Genomic DNA, 23,523 nt, shown 5'->3' on the forward strand with positions numbered 1-23,523 from the left:
GCGGTTCAGTGTCCTTCGCTGGGCAGGTGGTTGATCGGGTGGTCGTCGGTCGCCCAGAGGTACTGGACGGCGTACGCGCGCCAGGGGCGCCAGTGCGCCGCGCGGGCGGTGAGGGCGGCCGGGGTGCCGGGGAGGCCGAGTCCCTCGGCGGCGCGGCGGACGCCGAGGTCGCCGGGGAGGAAGGCGTCCGGGTCACCGAGGGCGCGCATGGCGATGATCTCGGTGGTCCAGGGGCCGAATCCGGGCAGGGCGAGCAGCCGGGCGCGGGCCTCCTCGCGGTCGTCGGCGGGGCCGAGGGTGAGGGAGCCGTCGGCGAGCGCGCCGACCAGGGTGAGGAGGGTGGTGCGGCGGCTGCGGGGCAGGGCCAGGGTCTCGGGGTCGAGGGCGGCGAGCGCCTCGGGGCCCGGGAAGAGGTGGGTGAGGCCGCCCTCGGGGTCGTCGACCCGTGTGCCGTGCGCGGTGACGAGCCGGGCGGCGTGGGTGCGGGCGGCGGCGGTGGAGACCTGCTGGCCGAGGACGGCCCGGACGGCGAACTCGGCGGGGTCGACGGTCCCGGGCACCCGGCGGCCGGAGGCGGCGTCGACGATCGGCGCGAGCCGCGGGTCGGCGCGCAGTCGCTCGTCGACGGCGACGGGGTCGGCGTCGAGGTCGAGGAGCCGGCGGCACCGGCTGATGGCGTGGGTGAGGTCGCGGGGGTCGGTGAGGGAGAGCCGGCAGGCGATGTGGTCGGCGCGGGGCGCGAGGGCGACGATGCCGTGCCCGTACGGGAGGGCGAGGGTCCGGCGGTAGGCGCCGTCGCGCCACTCCTCCACGCCGGGGACGGCGGTCGCGGCGAGGTGGCCGAAGAGGTTGGAGGGTTCCAGCGGGGTGCGGAACGGCAGCCGGAGGCTGATCACCCCGGGGGTGGGTGCCCGGTCGGCGGCGGGGCGGGCGGCGCGGGCGCGGAGCTCGCCCGGGGTGAGGGCGAAGACCTCGCGGACGGTGTCGTTGAAGGTGCGGATCGAGGCGAAACCGGCCGCGAAGGCGATCTCGCCGAACGGCATCGGGGTCGTCTCGATGAGGACCCGGGCGGTCTGGGCGCGCTGGGCGCGGGCCAGGGCGAGGGGTCCCGCGCCCAGCTCGGCGAGGAGCTGGCGCTCGATCTGGCGGGTGGACCAGCCGAGCCGCCGGGCGAGCCCGGGGACGCCCTCCCGGTCGACGACGCCGTCCTGGATGAGGCGGACGGCGCGGGCGACGGCGTCGGCGCGGACGTTCCACTCGGGCGAGCCGGGGCTGGTGTCGGGCCGGCACCGTTTGCAGGCCCGGAATCCGGCGCGCTGGCAGGAGGCGGCGCTGGCGTGGAACTCCATGTTCTCGGGCTTGGGCGGGACGACCGGGCAGCTGGGCCGGCAGTAGATCCGGGTGGTGCGGACGGCGGTGAAGAACACGCCGTCGAAGCGGGCGTCCTTCGACTGGACGGCCCGTACGCAGCGCTCGGTGTCGGTGTGCATGCGTCCAGGATCGTGGACGGACGGCTCGCGGGCTGGCGAGAAAACGACATGGACGTCGCTGTGCCCGAGGTCCGGCCCGGGTGGCCCCCGGCTGGTCGCCCCCGGCAGGGTCGGGCCGCGACCGGCCGGGAGCCGCCCGACGAGGTCAGACCGCGACCGACCGGTAGTGGGTGGTCAGCCTGCCGTCGTCCCCGAGGACGTGGAAGGCGAGCGCGGGCGGCTGGTCGAGGTGGATGTGCGGATGCGTCACCGGGCGCTCCCAGGGGAGGCGGATCGAGGAGACGACCCCGGGTGCGACGAGCAGCGGGCGCCCAGCGAAGGTCGTCGCGGCGGCGGTGTGGACATGGCCCGCGAGGAAGGCGGTCAGGTGCGGGTGGCGGTCGGCGAGCGCGGCCAGCCGCTCCTCGCCGAACTGCCTGATCTCGTCGACGTACGGGGTGTGCAGCGGGACCGGCGGGTGATGGAAGCCGACGAGGACGGGTACGTCGCGTGGGGTGGCGTCGAGGACGCCGTCCAGCCACTCCAGGGTCTCGTCCTCCAGGTATCCGTCGTGCTTGCCGGGCACGGAGGAGTCGCAGAGGGCGATCACGAAGCCCTCGCCCCGGAGCACCTGGTTGACGGGGGCGTACGGGCGCGTTCCTGTCGTCCCGGGGAGGAGCACCTTCCGCAGGACGGCGCGGTCGTCGTGGTTCCCCGGGCAGACGAGCAGGGGGTGACGGGACGTCAACAGCTCGCGTACGAGGGCGTATTCGTCCGGGGTCGCGTGGTCGGCGATGTCGCCGGTGACGACGACGGCCGCCAGGTCGTACGGCAGTTCCTCCAGGTAGCGCATGACCGCGCGGGTGCGGTCGGCGCTGCGCTGCTCCAGGTCGACATGGATGTCGCTGACATGAGCGATGACGATCACGTGCCTCGGTCCTCCGTCGGTCGGGCGGGCGGATGCCCACCCGACCGTACGGTGATCGCGGTCCGTGCCGTAAGGGCCGCTTCGTGAGCCGTGGCCCGCTCGCCCTGCGCGACGGCCTCGCCCTGAGCGGGCACCGCGCCCTGTCCGACGGTCTCGACCGCTCGGCGGCTTCGCCCTGAGCGGCGGCCCGCACGCGGCGTGTCCGCTACTCGAACCGCGTGGTGTCCCCCGCGCCGCGGCGCAGGATCTCGGGCTCGCCGCCGGAGAAGTCGACGACGGTGGTGGGTTCGGTTCCGCACTCGCCGGAGTCGAGGACCGCGTCCACGAGGTGGTCGAGCCGCTCCTTGATCTCCCAGCCCTGCGTCAGCGGCTCCGCCTCGTCGGGCAGCAGCAGCGTGCTGGAGAGCAGGGGTTCACCGAGCTCGGTGAGGAGGGCCTGGGTGACGACGTGGTCGGGGATGCGGACGCCGACCGTCTTCTTCTTGGGGTGGAGGAGCGCCCTGGGCACCTCCTTCGTCGCGGGCAGGATGAAGGTGTACGGGCCGGGGGTCGCCGCCTTGACCGCGCGGAAGACGTCGTTGTCGATGTGCACGAGCTGGCCCAGCTGGGCGAAGTTCTGGCACATGAGCGTGAAGTGATGCCGGTCGTCGAGGTCGCGGATCGCCCGGATGCGGCTGATGCCGTCCTTGCTTCCGAGTCGGCTGCCCAGCGCGTAGCAGGAGTCGGTCGGGTACGCGACGAGCGCACCGTTCCGGATGCTGTCGGCCACCGTGCCGATGGTGCGCGGCTGGGGGTTGTCGGGGTGCACGTCGAAGTACTTCGCCATGAGGGCAGTCTAATTTTCCCGGGCGGAGGGGCGCAGCAGGCGCCAGACGGCCTTCGCCGCGTTGTGCCCGGACATGCCGTGCACGCCGGGCCCGGGCGGGGTGGCGGAGGAGCAGAGGAAGACCGCCGGGTGCGGGGTGGCGTAGGGGCGGAGCGAGAGGGTGGGGCGCAGCACCAGCTGGAGGCCGCGGGCGGCGCCGCAGGCGATGTCGCCGCCGACGTAGTTGGCGTTGCGCTCGGCGAGTTGGGGCGGTCCCGCGGTGGCGCGGGCCAGGACGCGGTCGCGGAAGCCGGGGGCGAAGCGCTCGATCTGGCGCTCGATGGCGTCGGTGAGGTCGCCCTGCCAGCCGTTCGGCACATGGCCGTACGCCCAGAACACCTGCTTGCCCTCGGGGGCGCGGGAGGCGTCGACGACGCTGGGCTGGGCGGTGATGAGGAAGGGCACGTCGGGCGCGGTGCCGCTGGAGGCCTGGTGCAGGGCGCTGTCGATCTCGCCGGCGGTGGGGCCGATCTGCACGGTTCCGGCGCGCCGGGCCGCCTCCGCGGTCCAGGGGACGGGGCCGTCCAGGGCGTAGTCGATCTTGAAGGCGGCGGCGCCGTACCGGTAGTGGTCGTAGTGGCTTCCGAAGCCGGCGATCCGGGCGAGGGCCGTGGGTGAGGTGTCGAAGACGTAGGCGCGGGCGGGCGGCAGGTCGTCGAGCCGCTTGACCTCGAAGTCGGTGTGGACGGCGCCGCCGAGGTCCTTGAGGTACGCGGCGAGGGCGTCGGAGATCGACTGCGAGCCGCCCCGGGGCACGGGCCAGCCGCCGGCGTGGGCGGCGAGCGCGAAGACCAGGCCGACGGCGCCGGTGGCGAATCCGCCGAGCGGGGCCATGACATGGGCGACGAGCCCGGCGAACAGGCCCCGCGCCTTCTCGTCCTGGAAGCGGCGCATCAGCCAGGTGGCCGGCGGCAGTCCGGCGAGGCCGAAGCGGGCCAGGGTGACCGGGTCGCGGGGCAGCGCCGTGAGCGGCAGCTGCATGAAGTCCCGGGCGAGGGTGTCCCACTTGCCGGCAAAGGGGGCGACGAGCCTGCGGTACGCGCCCGCGTCGCGCGGCCCGAAGGAGGCGGCGGTCTCGGCGACGGAGCGGGCGAGGACGGCGGCGGTGCCGTCGTCCCAGGGGTGGGCCATGGGCAGTTCGGGGTGGAGCCACTCAAGTCCGTACCGCTTCAGGGGCATCGTCCCGAAGACCGGCGAGCCGGCCCCGAGGGGATGCACCGCGGAGCACGGGTCGTGGCGGAAGCCGGGGAGGGTGAGCTCCTCGGTCCTGGCGCCCCCGCCGACGGTCGGCTTCGCCTCGAAGACGGCCACGGAGAAGCCACGGCGGGCCAGTTCGACGGCGGCGGTCAGTCCGTTGGGCCCCGCCCCCACGACGACGGCATCGAGCATCGACGTCACCTTCGACACCTTCGGACTCCTTCGTCAGCCGATGGCCAAGGCTCCCAGGATAGGCCGGTGGTTCCGGGGCCCTCACTGCCCCCTGAGGAGGGTGAGGATCCGGTCGGCGGTCGCCGCGTCCCGGGCCGCGGTGAACGGCAGGGCGTTCCCGCCGGTGATCGTGAAGGGCTCGCCCGCGACGGTCGCGTGCGTCCCGCCCGCCTCGGTGACGAGGAGCAGCCCGGCCGCGTGGTCCCACGCGTACTCCCAGGAGAACGCCGTGGCGGAGAGCGCGCCGCGCGCCACGGCCAGGTACTCCAGTCCCGCGGAGCCGCAGGGCCGGGGGGCGACACCCTCGGTGACCAGGCCGAGCAGGGCCCGCTTCTGGTCCGGGGTGGTGTAGTCGGGGTGCGAGGTGGCGACCTCCAGGACCTCACCGGGGGCGGGCGAACCGGCGTGCAGCGGCTGCCCGTTGAGCGTGGCGCCACGGCCCCGTACGGCCACGGCGAACTCGTCGAGCGCGGGTGCGTACGTCCAGGAGGCGAGCAGCTCGCCGTGCCGGGCGAGCGCGACGAGGGTGCAGAAGCCGGGGTCGCCGTGGACGAACTGGCGGGTGCCGTCGACGGGGTCGACGATCCAGACGGGGGCGTCGCCGCGCAGGGCGTCGTAGACGGCGGGGTCGGCGTGGACCGCCTCCTCGCCGACCACCACCGAGCCGGGAAGCAGGGCGGTCAGAGACTCCGTGAGGTGCGCCTCGGCGGCCCGGTCGGCGACGGTGACCAGGTCGTGCGGACCGTTCTTCTCGACGATGTCGTCGGCGGCGAGCTGCCGGAAGCGCGGCATGATCTCGGCGGCGGCCGCCTTGCGGACCGCCTCCTCCACCTCGGTCGTACGGCCGGCCAGGACAAGGTCAAGGAACTCTTCGCTCATGCGTCCAGCTAAGCACGCGGCGCTGACAACCGGACCGCCTGATTCGTCACCCTCTGTTTCCCGGGGGAGTACCCTTTGGCCGAGTTCACCCCTTACATACAGGGAGGGTTCCGTGCACGGCGCGTACCACGGTGAGTACAAGGTTCCCGGCGGCAAGCTGGTGGTCGTCGACCTCGACGCCGAGGACGGGGTCCTGCGGAACGTCCGGGTCGCGGGCGACTTCTTCCTCGAACCGGACGAGGCGATCCTGGCGATCGACCGCTCCCTGGAGGGCGCGCCGGTCGACACCGACGCGTCCGCGCTCGCGACGCGGATCGACGCGGCGCTGCCACCGGGCACGCAGATGTTCGGGCTGACCTCGGAGGGCGTCGGGGTCGCGGTCCGCCGGGCGCTCGCCCACGCCACGGACTGGACCGACTACGACTGGCAGCTGATCCACGAGCCGCCGCAGTCCCCCGCCCTGCACATGGCGCTCGACGAGGTGATCACCACCGAGGTGGCCGCCGGCCGGCGGCCGCCGACCCTGCGGGTCTGGGAGTGGGGCGCCCCCGCGGTGGTCATCGGCAGCTTCCAGTCCCTGCGCAACGAGGTCGACCCGGAGGCGGCCGAGCGGCACGGCATCCAGGTGGTGCGCCGGATCAGCGGCGGCGGGGCCATGTTCATCGAGCCCGGCAACACGATCACGTACTCGCTCTCCGTGCCCGACGCCCTCGTGCAGGGGCTGTCCTTCACCGACAGCTACGCCTACCTCGACGACTGGGTGCTCGGCGCGCTCGGCGACATGGGCATCCGCGCCTGGTACCAGCCGCTCAACGACATCGCCACGGACGCGGGAAAGATCGCGGGCGCGGCGCAGAAGCGGATGGTGACGGGGCACGGGGCGGTCCTGCACCACGTGACGATGGCGTACGACATCGACGCCGACAAGATGACGGAGGTGCTGCGGATCGGCCGCGAGAAGCTCTCCGACAAGGGCACGAAGAGCGCGAAGAAGCGGGTGGACCCGCTGCGGCGCCAGACCGGGCTGCCGCGCGAGACGGTGATCGAGCGGATGATCGCCTCCTTCCGGAGCCGCTACGGCCTGTCGGAGGGCCATGTCACGGAGGACGAGCTGACGCGGGCGAAGCAGCTCGCGGAGACGAAGTTCGGGACGGCGGAGTGGACGGGGCGGGTGCCGTAGCCGCGACGCGGGACCCCCGGGGGGGACGCCTCCCGGGCCCCGCGCCCCGCGCGCGAACCCACCACGTAGGGTGACGGCATGCGCGTCGAGGGGCCGGTGAAGCCGGGGTTGCGGATGGAGTGCGCCGACGGGCGGCGGCTGGTCCTGATGCAGGGTGATGCCCCCGTGCTCTTCGCCCGGCAGCGGGCCACCCACCATGGCCTGCACTACGCGCGCACCGGCCGGTACTCCTCCCCACTCGCCCCGCTCAGGGCCGAACGGGCGCGTGCGGTCGCGGAGTTCGCGGAGCCGGGATCGCCGGAGTGGTGGAAGCGCTGGGCCGCGCACGCGGAGGCTGAGCTGCGCGGGGCCGCCGAGGGCCCGCTCCACGCGGGCGAGTGGCTGCTGCTCCCGGACGTCCACCGGTGGTTCAAGGCCGTCAACTGGCCCAAGCTCCTGGCCCACGACCCGGACCGGGGGCATCTGACCTGGTTCGGATACGGGGATCCGGTGGAGGACGCGCGCGACCTGCTGCCGCTGCGGGCGCTGTCGGCCCCCGAGGCGCCGCGGGTGAAGGCGTACCGCCGGCAGTACCGGGAGGGTGTCCTGCCGCCGGTGTTCGCCTGGTGGATCAGCGGGCTCAACTCCCCCGTCGTGCTCGACGGTCACGACCGCGTGACGGCGGCGCTCGCGGAGGGCGGGCGCCCGAAGGTGCTGATCCTTTCGCGGGCGGTCGTGGACGCCACGTGGGTGGCGCTCCTCTCCGCCCGTCCCGTGGAGGAGTACGAGAAGCGGGTCGCCGCCCTGGAGGGGCCGCTCGCCGCGTCGCGGATCGCGCACCAGAGCCGCAGTCTCGCCGACGACCTGACCGCGATCATCGGCGGGTACGACCGCACCCTGGCCTGGCCCTTCCCGGGCGGGGCCGCGGCCTGGGACGCGGCCGCGGCGACGCACGTCCCCGGCTGGGCCCCGGACGCCGACCGCTGACCCGTCCGGTCGCCGCGTCACCCGGCCACCGACGCACCGGTCACCGCGTCGGTCACGGGTCCGGCCCCGCGAGCAGGTGACCCCATCCGGCCCGCGTCGTTGAGCCCATGCGGGCCGGAACGGCGTGCGGCGGACGTGCGGAAACGTCTCCGCACAGCGGCGGCCCGCGCACATGGCGTCGACGGTACGGAGATCAGGTGGCACGGACGAAGAGGTTCCTTGCGGCGGTCGTGGGCGCGGTGCTCTCGGTGAGCCCCCTCGGCATCGCGCCGCCCGCGCAGGCGGTGGTCGGCGGGCAGGAGGCGCGGCCCCACCAGTACCCGTTCATGGCGGGACTCGTGGACGTCCTCGAACGGCGGGTGATGTGCGGTGGGGCGCTGATCGGCGACCGGTACGTCCTCACCGCCGCCCACTGTCTGACGGGCTCGTACAGCGATCCCACGCGGGTGGGCGTCCTGCTCGGCGACCACGACTTGACGACCGGGTCCGACAGCCCCCACGCCGTCCTGGCCTCGCCGGCACGCTTCTTCCCGCATCCGGAGTACGACCCCGGCACCCAGCGGAACGACATCGCCCTGGTCGAGCTCGCCGGGCCGCTCGCCCTCAACCGCGACGTGCGCCCGATCGGACTGCCCGTGACGTCCGCCCCCGGCAGCGTCGACGGCACCCAGGTCGAGGTGCCGGGCTGGGGCACGACCTCGTTCGGCGGGCGCACGTCCGACGTGCTGCGGACCGTGGCCCTCTCCACCATGACCAACTCGGCCTGCGCGAGCCGGGGCATGGCGCAGATCGCCCCCACCCAGATCTGCACGTACGCCCCCGGGCGGGACACCTGCCAGTACGACTCCGGCGGCCCCCTGGTCCGGGTGGTCCGGGGGCGGCCGTACGTCGTCGGTCTGGTGTCCTACGGCAAGGAGTGCGCCACCGACACCCCCGCCGTGAACACCCGCGTGCGCTCCTATCTCAGCTGGATCGAGCGGACGACCGGCCTGCCCCGCGCCTCATGAGGGCGGTGTAGAGGAGCAGCGAGGCGGCGAGGCCGACGGCCCAGCCGTAGTCGGACAGGGGTTTCAGGAAGGGGATCAGCCCGTCCTCGGGGAAGGGGCCTGTGCCCGGGGCCGAGTGGGAGCCGCCGACGGCGAGGACGCCGCCGACCAGGAAGGCGAGCACGGCCGCCGGGTTCCAGCCGCCCCGGTACCAGTACGGTCCGTCGGCCCGGTAGAGCCCCGCCAGGTCGAGGACGGTACGGCGGACGAGCCAGTAGTCGGCGATCAGGATGCCCGCGACCGTACCGAGGAGGCCGCCGACCAGACCGAGCCAGGTGAAGATGTACAGCTCGGGGGTGGCGGTGAGCTTCCACGGCATGATGAGCACGCCGACGACTCCGGTGATCAGCGCGCCCGTACGGAAGTCGATCAGCTTCGGGGCGAGGTGGGCGAGGTCGTACGCCGGGGAGACGACGTTCGCCGCGATGTTCACCGACAGGGTGGCGACCAGGACGGTCACCAGGGCGAAGAGCAGTCCGAAGACGTTGTCGGTCTTGGCGGCGAGTGCCACCGGATCCCAGACGGGCGCCCCGTACACGGCCTGCGAGCCGGAGGTGACGAGCACCGAGAGCAGCGCGAACAGGGTCATGGTGGTGGGGAGTCCGAGGGACTGGCCCAGGACCTGGGCGCGCTGGCCGGCGCCGAAGCGGGTGAAGTCGGGGATGTTGAGGCTGAGCGTCGCCCAGAAGGCGATCATGCCCATGAGGGCGGGGAAGAAGACGGGCCAGAAGTCGGCGCCCCAGCCGAGCTTCGACGGCTGGTCGAGCAGGGGGCCGAGGCCGCCGGCCTTGACGGCGATCCAGCCGAGGAGCACGAGCGCGCCGACGATGACGAAGGGCGCGGCCCAGTTCTCGAAGCGGCGCAGGGCCTCCATCCCCCGGTAGATGATGGCGAGTTCGAGGGCCCAGAAGAGGGCGAAGCAGAGCCAGAGGGTCCAGGGCTGGCCGCCGATCCTCGACGCGTCGGCCCAGCCGCCGCCGAAGACCTTGTCGAGCAGGACGAAGATGCCCTGGCCGCCGATCCAGGTCTGGATGCCGAACCAGGCGCAGGCGACCCCGGCCCGGACGAGGGCGGGCAGGTTCGCTCCGCGCAGGCCGAAGGAGGCGCGGGCGAGGACGGGGAAGGGGATGCCGTACTTGGGTCCGGCATGCCCGGTGAGCAGCATCGGAAGCAGGACGACGACGTTGGCGAGGGCGATGGTGAGCACCGCCTGCTTCCAGTCCATGCCGAGGGCGACGAGACCGGAGGCGAGCATCCAGGAGGGGATGTTGTGGGCCATGCCGACCCAGAGGGCGGCGAAGTTGTAGGTGGTCCAGCGGCGTTGGGCGACGGGGACGGGGAGCAGGTCCTCGTTGACGAACCGGGGGTCGTCGGGGGCGGTGCCGGGGGCGAGTTCGACGCGGCCGCCGGGTGCGGCGGGTGCGGCGGGTGCGGAGGGGCCAGCGGATCTTTCCGGGGGGACGGTTGCGGTCATACGGAGGAACCCTTCGTTCGGCGGGGAGGACGGAACGAGGTGTCGCCCGGGGAGGGGCGAGGGGTGCCATGCCGGATCGGCTCCGTCGCGGTCCGTCAAGGACCACGTGCAGCCGTTGAGTGGGGGACCGATTCTTCCACTCGGCGTGCGACGCGGGTAGACCCCCGGCACCACGTCGGACGCCGCCGGGCGCCTAGGACCCTCCCCGTACGGGGAGATGGCCGTCCAGCGGGGAGGCGGGAGGCGTCGCCGGGCGCGTGCTCCTTGGGCGCGGCGTCGCCCGCCGGCCGCTGCGGCTCCCCGCCGGACGGTGCCTCGACGGCGGCGAGCCCGGGCCGCCCGCCCGCCGCCCGCGTCTCCTCCCGGGCCCGCACCAGGCCGGTCCGTCGCCCTCGGTGCCGACCGTCGTGACCGCCCGGCGGCGCGGGGCGGGGTCGCGGGTCAGCGGAAGGCCGGGACGACCTCGGAGCCGTAGGCGTCGATCGTCGTCTCCTTCGCGTCGTGCATGGCGTACACGGCGAACTGGTCCACGCCCATCTGCCGCAGCCGCCGCAGCTTCTCGATGTGGGCCTCGGCCGGGCCCAGGAGGCAGAAGCGGTCGACGATCTCGTCGGGCACGAACTGGGTGTCGGGGTTCCCCGCGCGGCCGTGGTGGGAGTAGTCGTAGCCGTGCCGGTCCTTGATGTACGCGGTGAGCTCCTCCGGGACCATGTCGGAGTGCTCGCCGTACTTGGCGACCAGGTCGGCGACGTGGTTGCCGACCATGCCGCCGAACCAGCGGCACTGCTCGCGGGCGTGCGCCAGGGCTTCCGGGGAGTCGTCGGCGGTGACGTAGGCGGGCGCGGCCACGCAGATGGTGAGCGCGTCGGGGTCGCGGCCGGCGTCCGTGGCGGCCTGGCGGACCGCCTTGACCATCCATTCGGTGAGGAAGGGGTCGGCGAGCTGGAGGATGAAGCCGTCGGCCTTCTGTCCGGCGAGGGCCAGCGCCTTCGGGCCGTACGCCGCCATCCACACCGGCAGCCTGCCGTTCTTGATCCAGGGGATCCGGACCGGGTTGCCGTCGACCTGCGCCTCGCGCCCCTCGGCGAGGTCACGGATGACGTCGATGGCCTCGCCGAGGCGGGCCAGGGTGTTCGGCCGGCGTCCGGCGACGCGCATCGCCGAGTCGCCGCGGCCGATGCCGCAGACGGTCCGGTTGCCGAACATGTCGTTGAGCGTGGCGAAGGTGGAGGCGGTCACCTCCCACGTACGGGTCCCGGGGTTGGTCACCATCGGGCCCACGTGCAGCTTGGTGGTGTGTTCGAGGATCTGGCTGTAGATGACGAAGGGTTCCTGCCACAGGACGGCGGAGTCGAAGGTCCAGCCGTAGCGGAAGCCGTTGCGCTCCGCCCGGCGCATCAGCCCGACGACCTGCGACGCCGGCGGGTCGGTCTGCAGGACGAGTCCAAAATCCAACGTCGCTCTCCTAGTTCAGGTACTGGCAGGTGGAACGCGGCACGAAGGTGCCGTGACCGGCGTGGCCGACGTACTTGCGCTGGTCGATGACGATCTCGCCGCGGGAGAGGACGGTCTCGACCTGGCCGGTGACCGTCTTCCCCTCGTACGCCGAGTAGTCGACGTTCATGTGGTGGGTCTCGGCGGACAGGGTCTGCACGGCGTGCGGGTCGTAGATCACGACGTCGGCGTCGGCACCCGGGGCGATCGTGCCCTTCTGCGGGTACAGGCCGAACATGCGGGCCGGCGTCGCGCAGGCGATCTCGATCCAGCGGCGCCGCGAGATGTGCCCGTCGACGACGGCCTGGTGGAGGAGGTCCATGCGGTTCTCCACCCCGGGGAGCCCGTTGGGGATCTTGGAGAAGTCGCCGCGGCCGAGGTCCTTCTGACCGACGAAGCAGAACGGGCAGTGGTCGGTGGAGACCACCTGGAGGTCGTTGGTGCGCAGTCCGCGCCAGAGCGCCGCCTGGTGCTCCTTCGGCCGGAGCGGGGTGCTGCACACGTACTTCGCGCCCTCGAAGCCCGGCTCCGCGAGGTTGTCGGTGGAGAGGAACAGGTACTGGGGACAGGTCTCGCCGAAGACGGGCAGCCCCTTGTCGCGGGCGGTCGCGATCTCGGCGACCGCCTCCTCCGCCGAGACGTGCACGACGTACAGCGGCGCGCCCGCCACGCGGGCGAGCTGGATCGCCCGGTGGGTGGCCTCCGCCTCCAGGAGGGCCTTGCGGACCTCCCCGTGGTAGCGGGGGTCCGTCTCGCCGCGGGCGAGGGCCTGCTCGACGAGGACGTCGATGGCGATGCCGTTCTCGGCGTGCATCATGATCAGTCCGCCGTTGTCGGCGGAGCGCTGCATGGCCCGCAGGATCTTGCCGTCGTCGCTGTAGAAGACGCCGGGGTAGGCCATGAAGAGCTTGAAGGAGGTGATGCCCTCCTGGACGAGCCGGTCCATCTCCTTGAGCGTGTGCTCGTTGACGTCGGAGAGGATCATGTGGAACGCGTAGTCGATCGCGCAGTTGCCGTCGGCCTTGGCGTACCAGGTGTCGAGACCCTCGCGCAGGCTGTGGCCGACGCTCTGCACGGCGAAGTCGACGATGGTGGTGGTGCCGCCCCAGGCGGCGGCGCGGGTGCCGGTCTCGAAGGTGTCGGAGGCGGAGGTGCCGCCGAAGGGCAGCTCCATGTGGGTGTGGGCGTCGACGCCACCGGGCAGCACATAGCGGTCGGTGGCGTCGATCGTCCGGTCGGCGGTCCAGGCGCCCGCCGCGTCGGAGCCGTGGGCCACGAGGGCGACCACGCGGCCGTCCTCGATCAGCACGTCGGCGTGGAGTTCGTCGGCGGCGGTGACGACGAGGCCGCCCCGGATGACGGTTCGGATGCTCACGGGACTCTCCCTGCTCGATACGGCGGGACGATCTCGATACGGCGGGACGGTGTGGCTCGCGGTACGGCGGGGCGCGGCGGCTCGGTACGCGGGGGCGGCTACAGCTCGCGCAGGGCCGCTTCGAGCATCGCCGCGCCCTCCTCCGCCTCGGCGACGGTGAGCGAGAGCGGTGGCGCGATGCGCAGGGTGCTGGTGTTGTGGCCGCCGCCCTTGCCGATCAGCAGGCCGTTCTCACGGGCGGCCTCCAGGACGGTGGCGGCCGCGTCCGGGTTCGCCCGCTCGGTGCCCGGCTCGGTCAGCTCGATGCCGATCATCAGGCCGCGGCCGCGGACCTCCCGCACCGCCTCGACTCCGGCGCAGGCGGCTCTGATCCGCTCGATGAGCAGACCGCCGACCCGGCGCGCGTTGCCCTGGAGGTCGTGCTCCAGGAGGTACGAGAGGTTGGCGAGGCCGGCGGCCATGGTGATGGGCGAACCACCGAAGGTGGAGATGGAGTTGGCGTCGACACAGTTCATGATGTCGGCGCGGGCGACGACTCCGCCGACGGACATGCCGTTGCCGATGCCCTTGGCGAAGGTGAGGATGTCGGGCGGCCCGGCCTGACCGTGCGCCTGCCAGCCCCAGAAGTGGTCGCCGGTACGGCCCCAGCCGGTCTGCACCTCGTCGGAGATCCACAGGATGCCGTGCCGGTCGAGGACCCGGCGGAAGGCGGCGTACAGGCCGTCGGGCGGGGCGGTGAAGCCACCGACGCCCTGGACGGGTTCGGCGATGAGCGCGGCGACGTCCCGCGTGTGGCCGAGGAGGTCCTCCAGGTCGGCGACGCAGGCCTCGATGAACCGCTCGTCGGTGTACTGGGCGTACGGACCGCGGGTCCGGACGCCGCCGTGGACGTACAGGGTCTGCAGCGGAGAGAGGCTGGTGGGCGACCAGGCGCGGTTGCCGGTGATGCCGACGGTGGAGAAGGAGCGGCCGTGGTAGCTGTTCCGCATGGCGAGGATCTGGTTCGACCGGCGGTACGCGGTCGCGAGGAGCAGCGCCGTGTCGTTGGCCTCGGTGCCGGAGGTGGTGAAGAAGACGCGGGCGTCGGGGATGCCGGAGAGTCCGGCGATCCGCTCGGCGAGCTCCACCATCGGGCGGTTGAGGTAGAGCGTCGAGGAGTGGATGATCCGCCCGGCCTGCTCGGCGACGGCCTTGGTGACCTCGGGCAGGGCGTGGGCGGTCATGGTGGTGAGGATGCCGCCGAAGAAGTCGAGGTACCGGCGTCCGTCGGCGTCCCAGACGTGGCGGCCCTCGCCGTGGGTGATCTCGATCGGGTCCTTGTAGTAGAGGGCGACCCAGTCGGGGATGACGGCCTTGTGCCGGTCGAAGAGACTGCTCACGGCTGCACCAGCCCGTCGTACGCGTCGGGGCGCCGGTCCCGGTAGAACGCCCATTGCTGGCGCACCTCCTCGATGAGACCGAAGTCGAGGTCGCGGACGAGGAGTTCCTCGGTCTTGTCGGAGGCGACCTCGCCGACGAACCGCCCGCGCGGGTCGACGAAGTAGCTCGTGCCGTAGAAGTCGTTGTCGCCGTACTCCTCGACGCCGACGCGGTTGATGGCGGCGACGAAGTACTCGTTGGCGACGGCCGCGGCGGGCTGTTCCAGCTGCCAGAGGTAGGAGGAGAGACCGCGGTGGGTGGCCGAGGGGTTGTAGACCAACTGTGCTCCGTTGAGCCCGAGTTGGCGCCAGCCCTCGGGGAAGTGCCGGTCGTAGCAGATGTAGACGCCGACGCGGCCGACGGCGGTGTCGAAGACCGGCCAGCCGGCGTTCCCCGGGCGGAAGTAGTACTTCTCCCAGAACCCCTTGACCTGGGGGATGTGGTGCTTGCGGTACTTGCCGAGGTAACTGCCGTCGGCGTCGATCACGGCGGCGGTGTTGTAGTAGAAGCCCTCGCTCTCGACCTCGAAGACGGGCACCACGATCACCATCCCGGTCTCCCGGGCGAGGTCCCGCATCCGGCTGACGGTGGGGCCGTCGGGGACGGGCTCGGCCCACCGGTAGTGCTCGGGCTCCTGGACCTGGCAGAAGTAGGGGGCGTTGAACACCTCCTGGAAGCCGATCACCTTGGCACCCTGACGGGCGGCCTCCCGGGCGTACTCCTCGTGTTTGGCGATCATGGATTCGGTGTCGCCGGTCCAGGTCGCCTGGACGAGCGCGGCGCGTACGACGTCGGTCATGATCTGCTCCTTCGGCACGGCGTCAGAGAGCCTCTACGCACGTAGACGCGGTGCGTAGGAGGAGAACGTAAGCCCCGTCACACCTCGGAGCAAGACCGCCGCCGGGAAGCGGCGGGGTCGATCATGTTTCATACCCGAGTGGTCCACGTCGGACACGTACCGACACGTACCGGCACGTCCGGGCATGACGGAGACGCGCAGGCGGGGGCCTCCCGCGCGGGGCCGGATTCCGGGCCCGTGTGCGGGGAGCCCGCGGGGTCGCACCGGAGCCCGCGGGCCTCCCCCGAGCCTGACGCCGGAGCCCGCCCGGCCGGGTCACGCGCCCGCGAGGCCGGCCACGCGCAGGGCGTGCAGCAGATCGCTCTCGCGGGCCGCGGACACCGATCGGGCGGCTTCGAGGAGTTGGGGGGCGAGCCCCCGCGGGTCCTCGGCCGCGAGGCGGGCCGCGTCCTCGGGAGCGCGGACCCGGACGAAGGCGGTGAGCAGGGCGTGGGCCTCGCGGTGGTGGCCCTCGGCTCGCAGGGCGGCGCAGGCCCCGGCGAGCTCCTCGACGGGGCGGGCCACGCCCTGGCGGAGGAGCTGGTCGCAGTCGGTGGGCCGGCCCGCGTCGGCGAGCACCCCGGCGACGGCGGCGAGCCGGCCGGGCGGCAGCGAGGCCGCCTCCCAGAGCAGGATGGACCAGTCGGCGCCGAGACCGGCCCGGTGCAGTTCCCCGGCGAGGGCGGGCAGCCGGGCGGGCGGCCCGTTGAGCGCCTCGCACAGCAGGGCGTGGGCCTCGCCGCTACGGCCCTGGGCGCGGAGCCGCTGGAGCGCGTAGACCGCGTTGGCTGCGGCGCGGGCCGCCTCGGCGGGGTCGGCCTCGGAGGGCACGGCCGGGCCGGTGCCGCCGGGCGCGGGGGCCTCGGCGGACTGGGCGGCGCCCCCGCCCCCGAACCGGGCGCCGCGCGGCGGCGCTCCCCCGGCGGGGAGTAGGGGAACGGATGCGGGTGCGGCCACCGGCCCCTGGTCCTCGGCACCGCCGTCCAGCCACGCGTACCGCGCGCCACGCGGGCGGCGCTTGGTCCTGGCGGGGCGGGCGGACGGCTCGGCGGGCGGGGCGGGTCGCTGGGCGGACGGCTCGGCGGGCGGGGCGGATGGCTCGGCGGGCGGGGCGGATGGCTCGGCGGGCGGGGCGGATGCCGTCGTCACCGGCGGCGGTACGGGCCCGGGCCGGTCGGCCGGGGCGACAGGTGTCGGCGGTGGCCCCGGCGCGGCGCCGCCCTCGGCCCACTCCCCCAGCCGTGCGAGCCGGGCCGTCAGGTCGGCGACCCGTGCCACGGCCCGCGCGTGGTCGTCGCGCGTCCAGGCCAGGTCGTGCTCCAGGCGGGCCCTGTCGTCCGGGCCGCGGCCCGGGGCCGCGCGGAGCCGGTCGCCGAGTTCGCGGGCGCGGGACTCGGCGTACCGGCGTTCGCGCTCCATGAGCTCGCGGCGTTCGGCGAGCGCCTCCGCCCCGCCGGGGCGGCGGTCGTGGGCGCCGGTGGCCGCCGCGTACAGCGTCCCGCCCCGGCGGGCGAACGGTCCTCCGGACGGTTCGCCGGCGTCCTGGAGCAGGGACTCGACGATGTCCCAGGGCAGGATCTCCGTCCCGTCGAAACAGGCCCGCAGCCCCTCCGGGTCGCGTTCGGCGAAGACTCCGTACCAGCCGCCGCCCGACGGGATGCGGCGCGCGAGCTCCGTCAGCCAGTGTCTGAACGTGGCGACTTCCACCGGGAGTTGATACACCGTCATGCGATCCGCACCTGCCCCGCCGTCGACTGGAACCTTCCGGTCCGCGGGTATTGGACCGCAGTCGTGTTACGGGACGACTACGGACCGTTTTCCTGCGCGTGCCCTACCGCCCACTTCACCCGAATCGCACGACGATCCCGGTGTGCGGGCGCTTGCCGAGTCGGACGAGCATGGCGGGCACGTCGGTCAGCCAGTACTGCCAGGTGTACTTGCGCGAGAGCAGCCCCCGGATCCGGCGCAGCTCCTCGCCCGTCACCAGCCGGCCCTCGCCGGAGAAGCGCTCGGTGCCCTCGGCGATGTTGCCGCGCAGGTCGCAGACGGCGACCTCGACCCTCGGGTCGTTCCGCAGCCGCTTGACCTTCCAGGAGTCCGTGCGGGTCCAGGCGTACAGCTCGTCGCCGTCCACCGCGTACCAGACGGGCGTCGCGACCCCCGTGCCGTTCTTGCGGTAGGTGGTCAGGCTGACGTAGCGGCCGCGCCGCAGCTCTTCGGGCATCATGCCCGGGAGCCTATGCCGGGGCGGTGGCGGGCTTCTCTCAGGGGCACAGGGCCGCGTCCGCGCCACCGACCGCCGAGGTGGGGCCGGAGCTCGCGCCCGTCACTGGCCGACCCTGCCGTCGACGCACTCGCGCAGCAGGTCGGCGTGGCCGCAGTGGCGGGCGTACTCGTCGATCCGGTGCACCATCAGCTCCCGGATCGCGATCCTGTCCTTCCCCGCGCGGGCGCCCAGGTCGGGATGCTCGGCCAGCTCGGCGTCGAGCGCCGCCTGCTCTCGCTCCAGATCGGCGAACGCGGCGTCGACCACGGCCTGTTCGCCGACGGCCCCGTCGAAGTCCGCGTCTCTCTTGCCGTACAGCTTCGGCAGCGGCTCGCCGTCGCTGATCCAGTTGCGCCAGTCCCGCTCCACCTCGGCGAGGTGCCGGACCAGGCCGAGCAGCGACATGGTCGACGGCGGGACCGACCGGCGGGCGAGCTGCTCCGCGTCCAGCCCCTCGCACTTCATCCGGAGGGTCAGACGGAAGTCCCGCAGGGCGTCCCGCAACGTCGCGAGCTCACCCTCCGGGCTGGAACCCCCGTTGTTGTTGCGGGGGTCGTCGTCCGGGTCCGCCCACATGTCGGGGTAGACGGTCGCCGTGGTCCATCGTGCGGGTTCGTCGCTCATGGGTCGCATGATCGTCCGTACCGGTCCGACGCGCCAGCGAATTCCCGCGCACCCGGGGCCCGGGCCGTCAGACGGGCGCGAGCGCGCAGCGGACGACCAGCTCGTCCATGGAGAGGCCGAGGACCCGGGCGAGGGCCGCGACGGTGAAGAACGCCGGGGTCGGGGCCCGGCCCGTCTCGATCTTGCGGAGGGTCTCGGCGGACAGGCCGGCGGCGGCGGCGATCTCCACCATCGACCGGTCGCCGCGCGCCTCGCGCAGGAACAGGCCGAGGCGCTCGCCGCGCTCGCGCTCTTCGGGGGTCAGGGGTGTGCGCACCATGAGGCCATACTAATACCGGTATAGTAATTGGCATGGTGGAGATCAAGACGAACGAGAACCTGGCCGCGATGCGCGAGGCGGGGCGGGTGGTGGCCCGCGCCCTCGCGGCCGTACGGGAGAAGGCGGCGCCCGGCGTGCCGCTGACCGAGCTCGACGGGGTGGCGCGGGAGGTCCTCGCCGAAGCGGGCGCCGGATCGCCCTTCCTCGGCTACCGCCCCGAGTGGGCTCCGGTGCCGTTCCCCGCGGTCGTGTGCGTCTCCGTGAACGACGCGATCGTCCACGGCATCCCGGACGACACCCGGCTCGCCCCGGGCGACCTGGTCTCGGCGGACTGCGGGGCCCTGCTCGGCGGCTGGGCCGGCGACTCGGCGATCAGCTTCACGGTCGGCCCGGCCCGGCCGGAGGACACCCGGCTGGTCGCCGCGGCGGAGGAGGCCCTGGAGGCGGGCATCGCGGCCGCCGTCGTCGGCAACCGCGTCGGCGACATCGCGCACGCGATCGGCCGGGTGTGCCGCGCCGCCGGGTACGGCATCCCGGACGGCTTCGGCGGCCACGGCATCGGCCGCACGATGCACGAGGACCCGGGCGTCCCCAACGAGGGTCGACCGGGCCGGGGCATGAAGCTGCGGCACGGGATGGTGCTCGCGATCGAGCCGATGCTGATCGGGGGCGGCACGGACGATCACTACACGGCGCGTGACGGCTGGACGATCCGCACGGTCGACGGCTCGCGCGCGTCCCACGCGGAGCACACGGTGGCGATCACGGACGAGGGCCCGCGGGTGCTGACCGCGCTGTAGGACGCGGAGGGAACTCGGTACGCGGGACGGGGAGGGGGCACCCGTGTGCCCCCTCCCGCCGCTACTTCCCCGCCGGCCTGACCACCATCGCCGACCCGCCGCCCCTGCGGACGGTCTCGGCCGCGGCCACCCAGCGGCCGTCCGGCAGGCGCTGGACGCCGGTCGCCGCGCCGATCTCCGGGTTCTGCCGGAAGCCGTGTCCGATGGCTTCGAGTTCCGCCCTGACCGGGCTGTTCCACAGCCCGGGTTCGAGTTCGGTGGTGGCCTGGTTGCGCTGGCTGGCCCGCGGCGCGGCGATCGCGTCGACGAGCGGCAGGCCCCGGTCGACGACCCCGGTGAGGGTCTGGAGGACCGTCGTGATGATGGTCGCGCCGCCCGGCGAGCCGAGCGCGAGGACCGGCCGGTCGTGTCCGTCGAGGACGATCGTCGGCGAGATCGAGGAGCGCGGCCGCTTGCCGGGGCCGGGCAGGTTCGGATCGTGCACGGCCGGGTTCGCCGGGGCGAAGGAGAAGTCGGTCAGCTCGTTGTTGAGCAGGAAGCCCCGGCCCGGCACGGTGATCCCGCTGCCGCCCGTGGACTCGATGGTGAGCGTGTAGGCGACGACGTTGCCCCACTTGTCGGACACCGTGAGGTGGGTGGTGTTCTCCCCCTCGTACGTGGTCGGCGCCGCCGTGCCACCCCTCGCGCACGGCACCGGGCTGTTCGGGTCGCCGGGTGCCAGCGGGCTGGTCAGGGCCGCGTCGTCCCGGATCAGGCAGGCGCGCGAGTCGGCGTACCGCTGGGAGAGCAGCCCGCGCGTCGGCACGTTCTCGAAGGCGGGGTCGCCGACCCAGCGGCCCCGGTCGGCGAAGGCGATGCGACTCGACTCGATGAAGCGGTGCAGATAGCGGGCCGGGGTGGCGCGCGCGAGGTCGGTGCCCTCCAGGATGTTGAGGGCCTCGCCGACGCTCGTACCGCCGGAGGAGGACGGGGGCATCCCGTAGACGTCGAGACCTCGGTACGAGACCTTGGTCGGCTTGCGGAACTCGGTGCGGTACGCGGCGAGATCACGTTCCGTCAGGTCGCCGGACCGGACCTTCCGGGTGGCGCCCTCGCGGACCGGGGGTGTGCGGACCGTGTTCACGATGTCCCGGGCGAGCGGGCCCCGGTAGAGCGCGCCGACGCCCTCGCGCCCGAGCGTCTTGTACGTACGGGCCAGGTCGGGGTTCTTGAAGACCGAGCCGACGACGGGCAGCTCCCCGCCCGGCAGGAACAGTGCGGAGCTGGCGGGGAAGTCGCGGAACCGTGCCTCGTTGCCCGCGGTCTGCGCGCGGAAGGTGGCGTCGACGGTGAAGCCCTCGCGGGCGAGCCGCTCGGCGGGTTCGAGCAGGGTGCCGAGCCGCTTGCTGCCCCAGGCGTCGAGGGCGGTCTTCCAGGTCGCCGGGGTGCCGGGGGTGCCGACGCCGCGGCCGCTGGTCATCCCCTCCTCGAAGGGGATCGGCGCGCCGTTCTCGACGAAGAGGTTCTCGTCGGCCGAGCGCGGCGCGGTCTCGCGTCCGTCGACGGTGTGGACCGTACGGCTCTTCGCGTCGTAGTAGACGAAGTAGCCGCCGCCCCCGATGCCCGCCGAGTACGGCTCGGTGACGCCGAGCGCGGCCGCGACGGCGACGGCGGCGTCCACGGCGTTGCCGCCCTTGCGGAGCACCTCGACACCGGCGGCCGAGGCGTCGGCGTCCACGCTGGCGACCGCCCCGCCGTAGCCGACGGCGACGGGCTCCTTGACGGGCGGTGGCGGTGCGGCCGGTGGGGCCGTGGGCGGGGCGGCGGCACCCATCGAGAGCACCGTCGCCGCGACGGCGAGGGCGGAGACCTTCCCAGCGGCGGAGCGACGCATTCCCTACCTCCAGTCAATGACCGTCCGCGCAGCGTAACTTCCCCCGGCCCCTCCCGTCAGGACCGCCTCGAACAGGAGGACGTTTCCCCGCTAGCATGCGCGCCCATGGACGAAGACCTGCGCAACATCGTGCTCGGGGTGCTCGCGACGGGAGTCAGCGCGTCGCTCGGCTGGCTGGGCCGCACGTACCTCTGGCGGCGGAAGCTCCGCCGCAAGCAGGAGTTCTTCGGCCTGCCGGGGAACTCGGAGTGCCTGCTCGTGGTGAACAGGGAGTCGGGCGGCGACCGCTCGGTCCACCGGTTCGACGTGTTCGCCCTCCTCGAACTGTCCGCGCTGATCAAGGACTGCGGGGCGCAGGCCCGGATCCTCTCGCACGACCAGACCCACCAGGGGTTCGGCGACCGGACGGAGTTCTGTGTGGGCGGCCCCTACTCGAACCGGCGGATGGCCGCCCATCTGGCGACCCTGCTGCCGGGCATCGAGGTGAACGTCGAGGTCGAGCCGAGCGCGGACCGCGGGGCGTTCCTGATCGGCGGGGAGCGCTACCCCTCGGAGCCCGGGGTCAGCGAGTACGTGATCCTCGCCCGGCTCACCGCCGGGGAGGGCGGCCGGCCCGTGTTCCTCTTCTGCGGACAGCGGGCCATCACCAACCAGGCGGCGACCCGCTATCTCGCCCGCCACTACGAGGAGTTGACACGCCTGCACCGCTCAGGGTCCTTCGTGGTGCTCCTGAAGGTCGTCAACTCGCAGGCGTACGGCCCCGATGTGGTCGAGCTGGTGGCCGACGTCACGCGCGCGGCGCGGACCGTTCCCGTAGTCGCACCGGCAGCGACTTGACGCCGTTGATGAAGTTGGAGACGAGGCGCCGGGGCGGGCCGGTGAGCTCCAGGCCGCCGGGGCAGGCCCTACGCACCTCCTCGTGGAGCACCCGGAGCTGAAGCCGGGCGAAGTGCGCGCCGAGGCAGACGTGCGGGCCGTCGCCGAAGGACACGTGGGGGTTCGGGGTCCGGCCGAGGTCGAGGCGGTGCGGGTCGGGGAAGACGCGCTCGTCGTGGTTGGCGGAGGCGTGGAAGACGACGACCTTGTCTCCGCGGCGGATCGCCCGCCCGGCGAGTTCGGTGTCGGTGGCGGCCGTGCGCCGGAAGGAGAGCACGGGCGGGTGCACGCGCAGGAGTTCGTCCACCGCCGTGTCGGTGCCGACCTCGCCCGCCCACATCCTCCGCTGTTCGTCGGGGTGTTCGGCGAGGGCGAGCAGGCCGCCGGGGGCGGCGCTGCGGACCGTGTCGTTGCCTGCGACGGTCAGCAGGAAGAAGAACATCTCCAGTTCGGCGTCGGCGAGTTCGGACGTGGCGAGCACGCTCATCACATCGTCGGCGGGATGCTCGCGCTTGTGCGCGGCGATCTCCCGCGCGTAGTCGAACATCTCGGCGAGCATCGCCGGTGACCGCGGATTGACCGGCCGCCCCTCGTCGTCGAGGACGGGCGGCTCGTCGGGGTCCTGGTAGGCGATGACCCGCTCGGTCCAGGTGTGCAGCAGCCCCCGGTCGCCCGGCGGCACTCCGAGCAGATCGGTGAGGTTGAGCAGGGCGTAGTCGTCGGTGACGGCCCGGACGAGGTCCACCTCGCCCCCGGCGTCGATCGCCCCCGCGAGCAGCCGCCGGGCCCGCTCGCGCGCGGTGGCACCGAACCGCTCGATCCGTCCCGGGGTGAAGGCCCGGCTGACCAGCCGTCTCAACCGGCCGTGTCCGGGAGGGTCTTGGTTGAGCATCATGCGCCGGATGAAGGGCAGGTCGGCGGGGTCGGGGTCGCGGATCTGGGTGGCGCCGAGACAGGACGAGTACGTGCCGGAGTCCTTCAGCACCCGGACGACATCGACATGCCGGGTGACCGCCCAGAACCCGGAACCGGCGGGCCAGCCCAGGATCCCGGGCTCCTCCTGCCAGGCGACGGGGGCGCGGTCGCGCAGGGCGCGGAAGCGGTCGTGCGGGATCCCGGCGGCGTAGATCCGCGGGTCGAAGACGTCGGGCACACCGCTCGACTCGTGCACCGCGCCTCCCAGTCAGGGGTGAAGACGTCTTCATCATGGCAGGCCGAAGGCGGCTTTCGCGCCCTGCACGCAGAGGCCGTCGCCCTCCTGGACGGGGCCAGGCGCACACCAATCGTTACCCGCACGTAACTTACCGACCGGTTACCACGGGTAAGGAGTCGCGGTTACCGTCGGGTCACTTTCACTGCCCCCCCATCAGTGCCCGTACTGCCTTCCCCAGCAGTACCCCAGTG

At 73.2% G+C, this 23,523-nt stretch carries 21 protein-coding genes; 5 read left to right on the plus strand and 16 right to left on the minus strand.

Annotation, left to right across the window (positions count from 1 at the left end; translation table 11 throughout):
* Positions 1-5: 5 nt before the first annotated feature.
* The 5 genes from ACIP8Z_RS12785 to ACIP8Z_RS12805 all read right to left on the minus strand — a co-directional run bounded on the left by ACIP8Z_RS12785 (position 6) and on the right by ACIP8Z_RS12805 (position 5,569).
* Positions 6-1,490: an AlkA N-terminal domain-containing protein gene (locus ACIP8Z_RS12785; protein WP_402082227.1), complete on the minus strand. Its 1,485-nt coding sequence runs from the start codon at positions 1,488-1,490 to the stop codon at positions 6-8.
* Between the two features lie 145 nt (positions 1,491-1,635).
* Complete coding sequence (locus ACIP8Z_RS12790) at positions 1,636-2,397, minus strand: metallophosphoesterase (protein WP_402082230.1); 762 nt, start codon at positions 2,395-2,397, stop codon at positions 1,636-1,638.
* Between the two features lie 205 nt (positions 2,398-2,602).
* Positions 2,603-3,223, minus strand: coding sequence for an L-threonylcarbamoyladenylate synthase (locus ACIP8Z_RS12795; protein WP_319313268.1), 621 nt, complete (start codon positions 3,221-3,223; stop codon positions 2,603-2,605).
* Positions 3,224-3,232: 9 nt separating this feature from the next.
* Positions 3,233-4,660: a phytoene desaturase family protein gene (locus ACIP8Z_RS12800; RefSeq protein WP_402082376.1), complete on the minus strand. Its 1,428-nt coding sequence runs from the start codon at positions 4,658-4,660 to the stop codon at positions 3,233-3,235.
* Between the two features lie 72 nt (positions 4,661-4,732).
* Positions 4,733-5,569 carry an inositol monophosphatase family protein gene (locus ACIP8Z_RS12805; protein WP_402082233.1) on the minus strand — a complete coding sequence of 279 codons (837 nt, stop codon included), beginning with the start codon at positions 5,567-5,569 and terminating at the stop codon, positions 4,733-4,735.
* A 112-nt stretch (positions 5,570-5,681) separates the two neighbouring features.
* On the opposite strand from ACIP8Z_RS12805, the gene ACIP8Z_RS12810 reads away from it, so the two are divergent.
* The 3 genes from ACIP8Z_RS12810 (at position 5,682) to ACIP8Z_RS12820 (ending at position 8,722) form a co-directional block, all read left to right on the plus strand.
* A complete protein-coding gene (locus ACIP8Z_RS12810; protein WP_402082235.1) occupies positions 5,682-6,749 on the plus strand; it encodes a biotin/lipoate A/B protein ligase family protein in 1,068 nt (355 codons plus the stop codon).
* 78 nt (positions 6,750-6,827) lie between these two features.
* Positions 6,828-7,715: a hypothetical protein gene (locus ACIP8Z_RS12815; RefSeq protein WP_402082238.1), complete on the plus strand. Its 888-nt coding sequence runs from the start codon at positions 6,828-6,830 to the stop codon at positions 7,713-7,715.
* Positions 7,716-7,912: 197 nt separating this feature from the next.
* Entirely contained in the window at positions 7,913-8,722 is an 810-nt protein-coding gene (locus ACIP8Z_RS12820; protein WP_402082240.1) for a serine protease, read from the plus strand.
* On the opposite strand, the gene ACIP8Z_RS12825 is transcribed toward ACIP8Z_RS12820, so the two are convergent.
* The 9 genes from ACIP8Z_RS12825 to ACIP8Z_RS12865 form a co-directional block, all read right to left on the minus strand.
* Positions 8,679-10,235, minus strand: a complete 1,557-nt coding sequence (locus tag ACIP8Z_RS12825; protein ID WP_402082242.1) for an NCS1 family nucleobase:cation symporter-1 — start codon at positions 10,233-10,235, stop codon at positions 8,679-8,681. The two genes, ACIP8Z_RS12820 and ACIP8Z_RS12825, sit on opposite strands and share 44 nt — an antisense overlap.
* Positions 10,236-10,676: 441 nt before the next feature.
* On the minus strand, positions 10,677-11,690 hold the full coding sequence (locus ACIP8Z_RS12830) for a TIGR03842 family LLM class F420-dependent oxidoreductase (RefSeq protein ID WP_402082245.1): 1,014 nt from the start codon (positions 11,688-11,690) through the stop codon (positions 10,677-10,679).
* 10 nt (positions 11,691-11,700) lie between these two features.
* A complete protein-coding gene (gene hydA / locus ACIP8Z_RS12835) occupies positions 11,701-13,104 on the minus strand; it encodes a dihydropyrimidinase (protein ID WP_402082251.1) in 1,404 nt (467 codons plus the stop codon).
* A gap of 98 nt (positions 13,105-13,202) precedes the next feature.
* Positions 13,203-14,483 carry an aspartate aminotransferase family protein gene (locus ACIP8Z_RS12840; protein ID WP_402082254.1) on the minus strand — a complete coding sequence of 427 codons (1,281 nt, stop codon included), beginning with the start codon at positions 14,481-14,483 and terminating at the stop codon, positions 13,203-13,205.
* On the minus strand, positions 14,480-15,322 hold the full coding sequence (locus tag ACIP8Z_RS12845; RefSeq protein WP_319313248.1) for a nitrilase-related carbon-nitrogen hydrolase: 843 nt from the start codon (positions 15,320-15,322) through the stop codon (positions 14,480-14,482). The genes ACIP8Z_RS12840 and ACIP8Z_RS12845 overlap by 4 nt, the downstream gene beginning before the upstream one ends.
* 315 nt (positions 15,323-15,637) lie before the next feature.
* Positions 15,638-17,089: a UL36 very large tegument protein gene (locus ACIP8Z_RS12850; protein WP_402082257.1), complete on the minus strand. Its 1,452-nt coding sequence runs from the start codon at positions 17,087-17,089 to the stop codon at positions 15,638-15,640.
* Positions 17,090-17,204: 115 nt separating this feature from the next.
* The gene (locus ACIP8Z_RS12855) at positions 17,205-17,588 is read right to left on the minus strand and encodes a PPOX class F420-dependent oxidoreductase (protein WP_402082259.1); all 384 of its coding nucleotides are present in this window, start codon (positions 17,586-17,588) and stop codon (positions 17,205-17,207) included.
* 99 nt (positions 17,589-17,687) lie between these two features.
* The gene (locus ACIP8Z_RS12860; RefSeq protein WP_402082262.1) at positions 17,688-18,260 is read right to left on the minus strand and encodes a DinB family protein; all 573 of its coding nucleotides are present in this window, start codon (positions 18,258-18,260) and stop codon (positions 17,688-17,690) included.
* Positions 18,261-18,318: 58 nt separating this feature from the next.
* The gene (locus ACIP8Z_RS12865) at positions 18,319-18,570 is read right to left on the minus strand and encodes a helix-turn-helix transcriptional regulator (RefSeq protein ID WP_319313240.1); all 252 of its coding nucleotides are present in this window, start codon (positions 18,568-18,570) and stop codon (positions 18,319-18,321) included.
* Between the two features lie 32 nt (positions 18,571-18,602).
* Between ACIP8Z_RS12865 and map the strand changes: the two genes are divergently transcribed.
* Positions 18,603-19,370, plus strand: a complete 768-nt coding sequence (gene map, locus ACIP8Z_RS12870) for a type I methionyl aminopeptidase (protein ID WP_402082264.1) — start codon at positions 18,603-18,605, stop codon at positions 19,368-19,370.
* A 61-nt stretch (positions 19,371-19,431) separates the two neighbouring features.
* Here the strand turns inward: map and ggt are convergent, their stop codons facing one another.
* Entirely contained in the window at positions 19,432-21,243 is a 1,812-nt protein-coding gene (ggt, locus tag ACIP8Z_RS12875) for a gamma-glutamyltransferase (protein WP_402082267.1), read from the minus strand.
* A 105-nt stretch (positions 21,244-21,348) separates the two neighbouring features.
* Between ggt and ACIP8Z_RS12880 the strand changes: the two genes are divergently transcribed.
* Positions 21,349-22,080, plus strand: a complete 732-nt coding sequence (locus tag ACIP8Z_RS12880) for a hypothetical protein (protein ID WP_319313233.1) — start codon at positions 21,349-21,351, stop codon at positions 22,078-22,080.
* Here the strand turns inward: ACIP8Z_RS12880 and ACIP8Z_RS12885 are convergent.
* Complete coding sequence (locus ACIP8Z_RS12885) at positions 22,031-23,290, minus strand: cytochrome P450 (protein WP_402082270.1); 1,260 nt, start codon at positions 23,288-23,290, stop codon at positions 22,031-22,033. The two genes, ACIP8Z_RS12880 and ACIP8Z_RS12885, sit on opposite strands and share 50 nt — an antisense overlap.
* Positions 23,291-23,523 lie beyond the last annotated feature (233 nt).

The sequence above is a fragment of the Streptomyces sp. NPDC088553 genome (genome assembly GCF_044752965.1).
Lineage (GTDB): Bacteria > Actinomycetota > Actinomycetes > Streptomycetales > Streptomycetaceae > Streptomyces.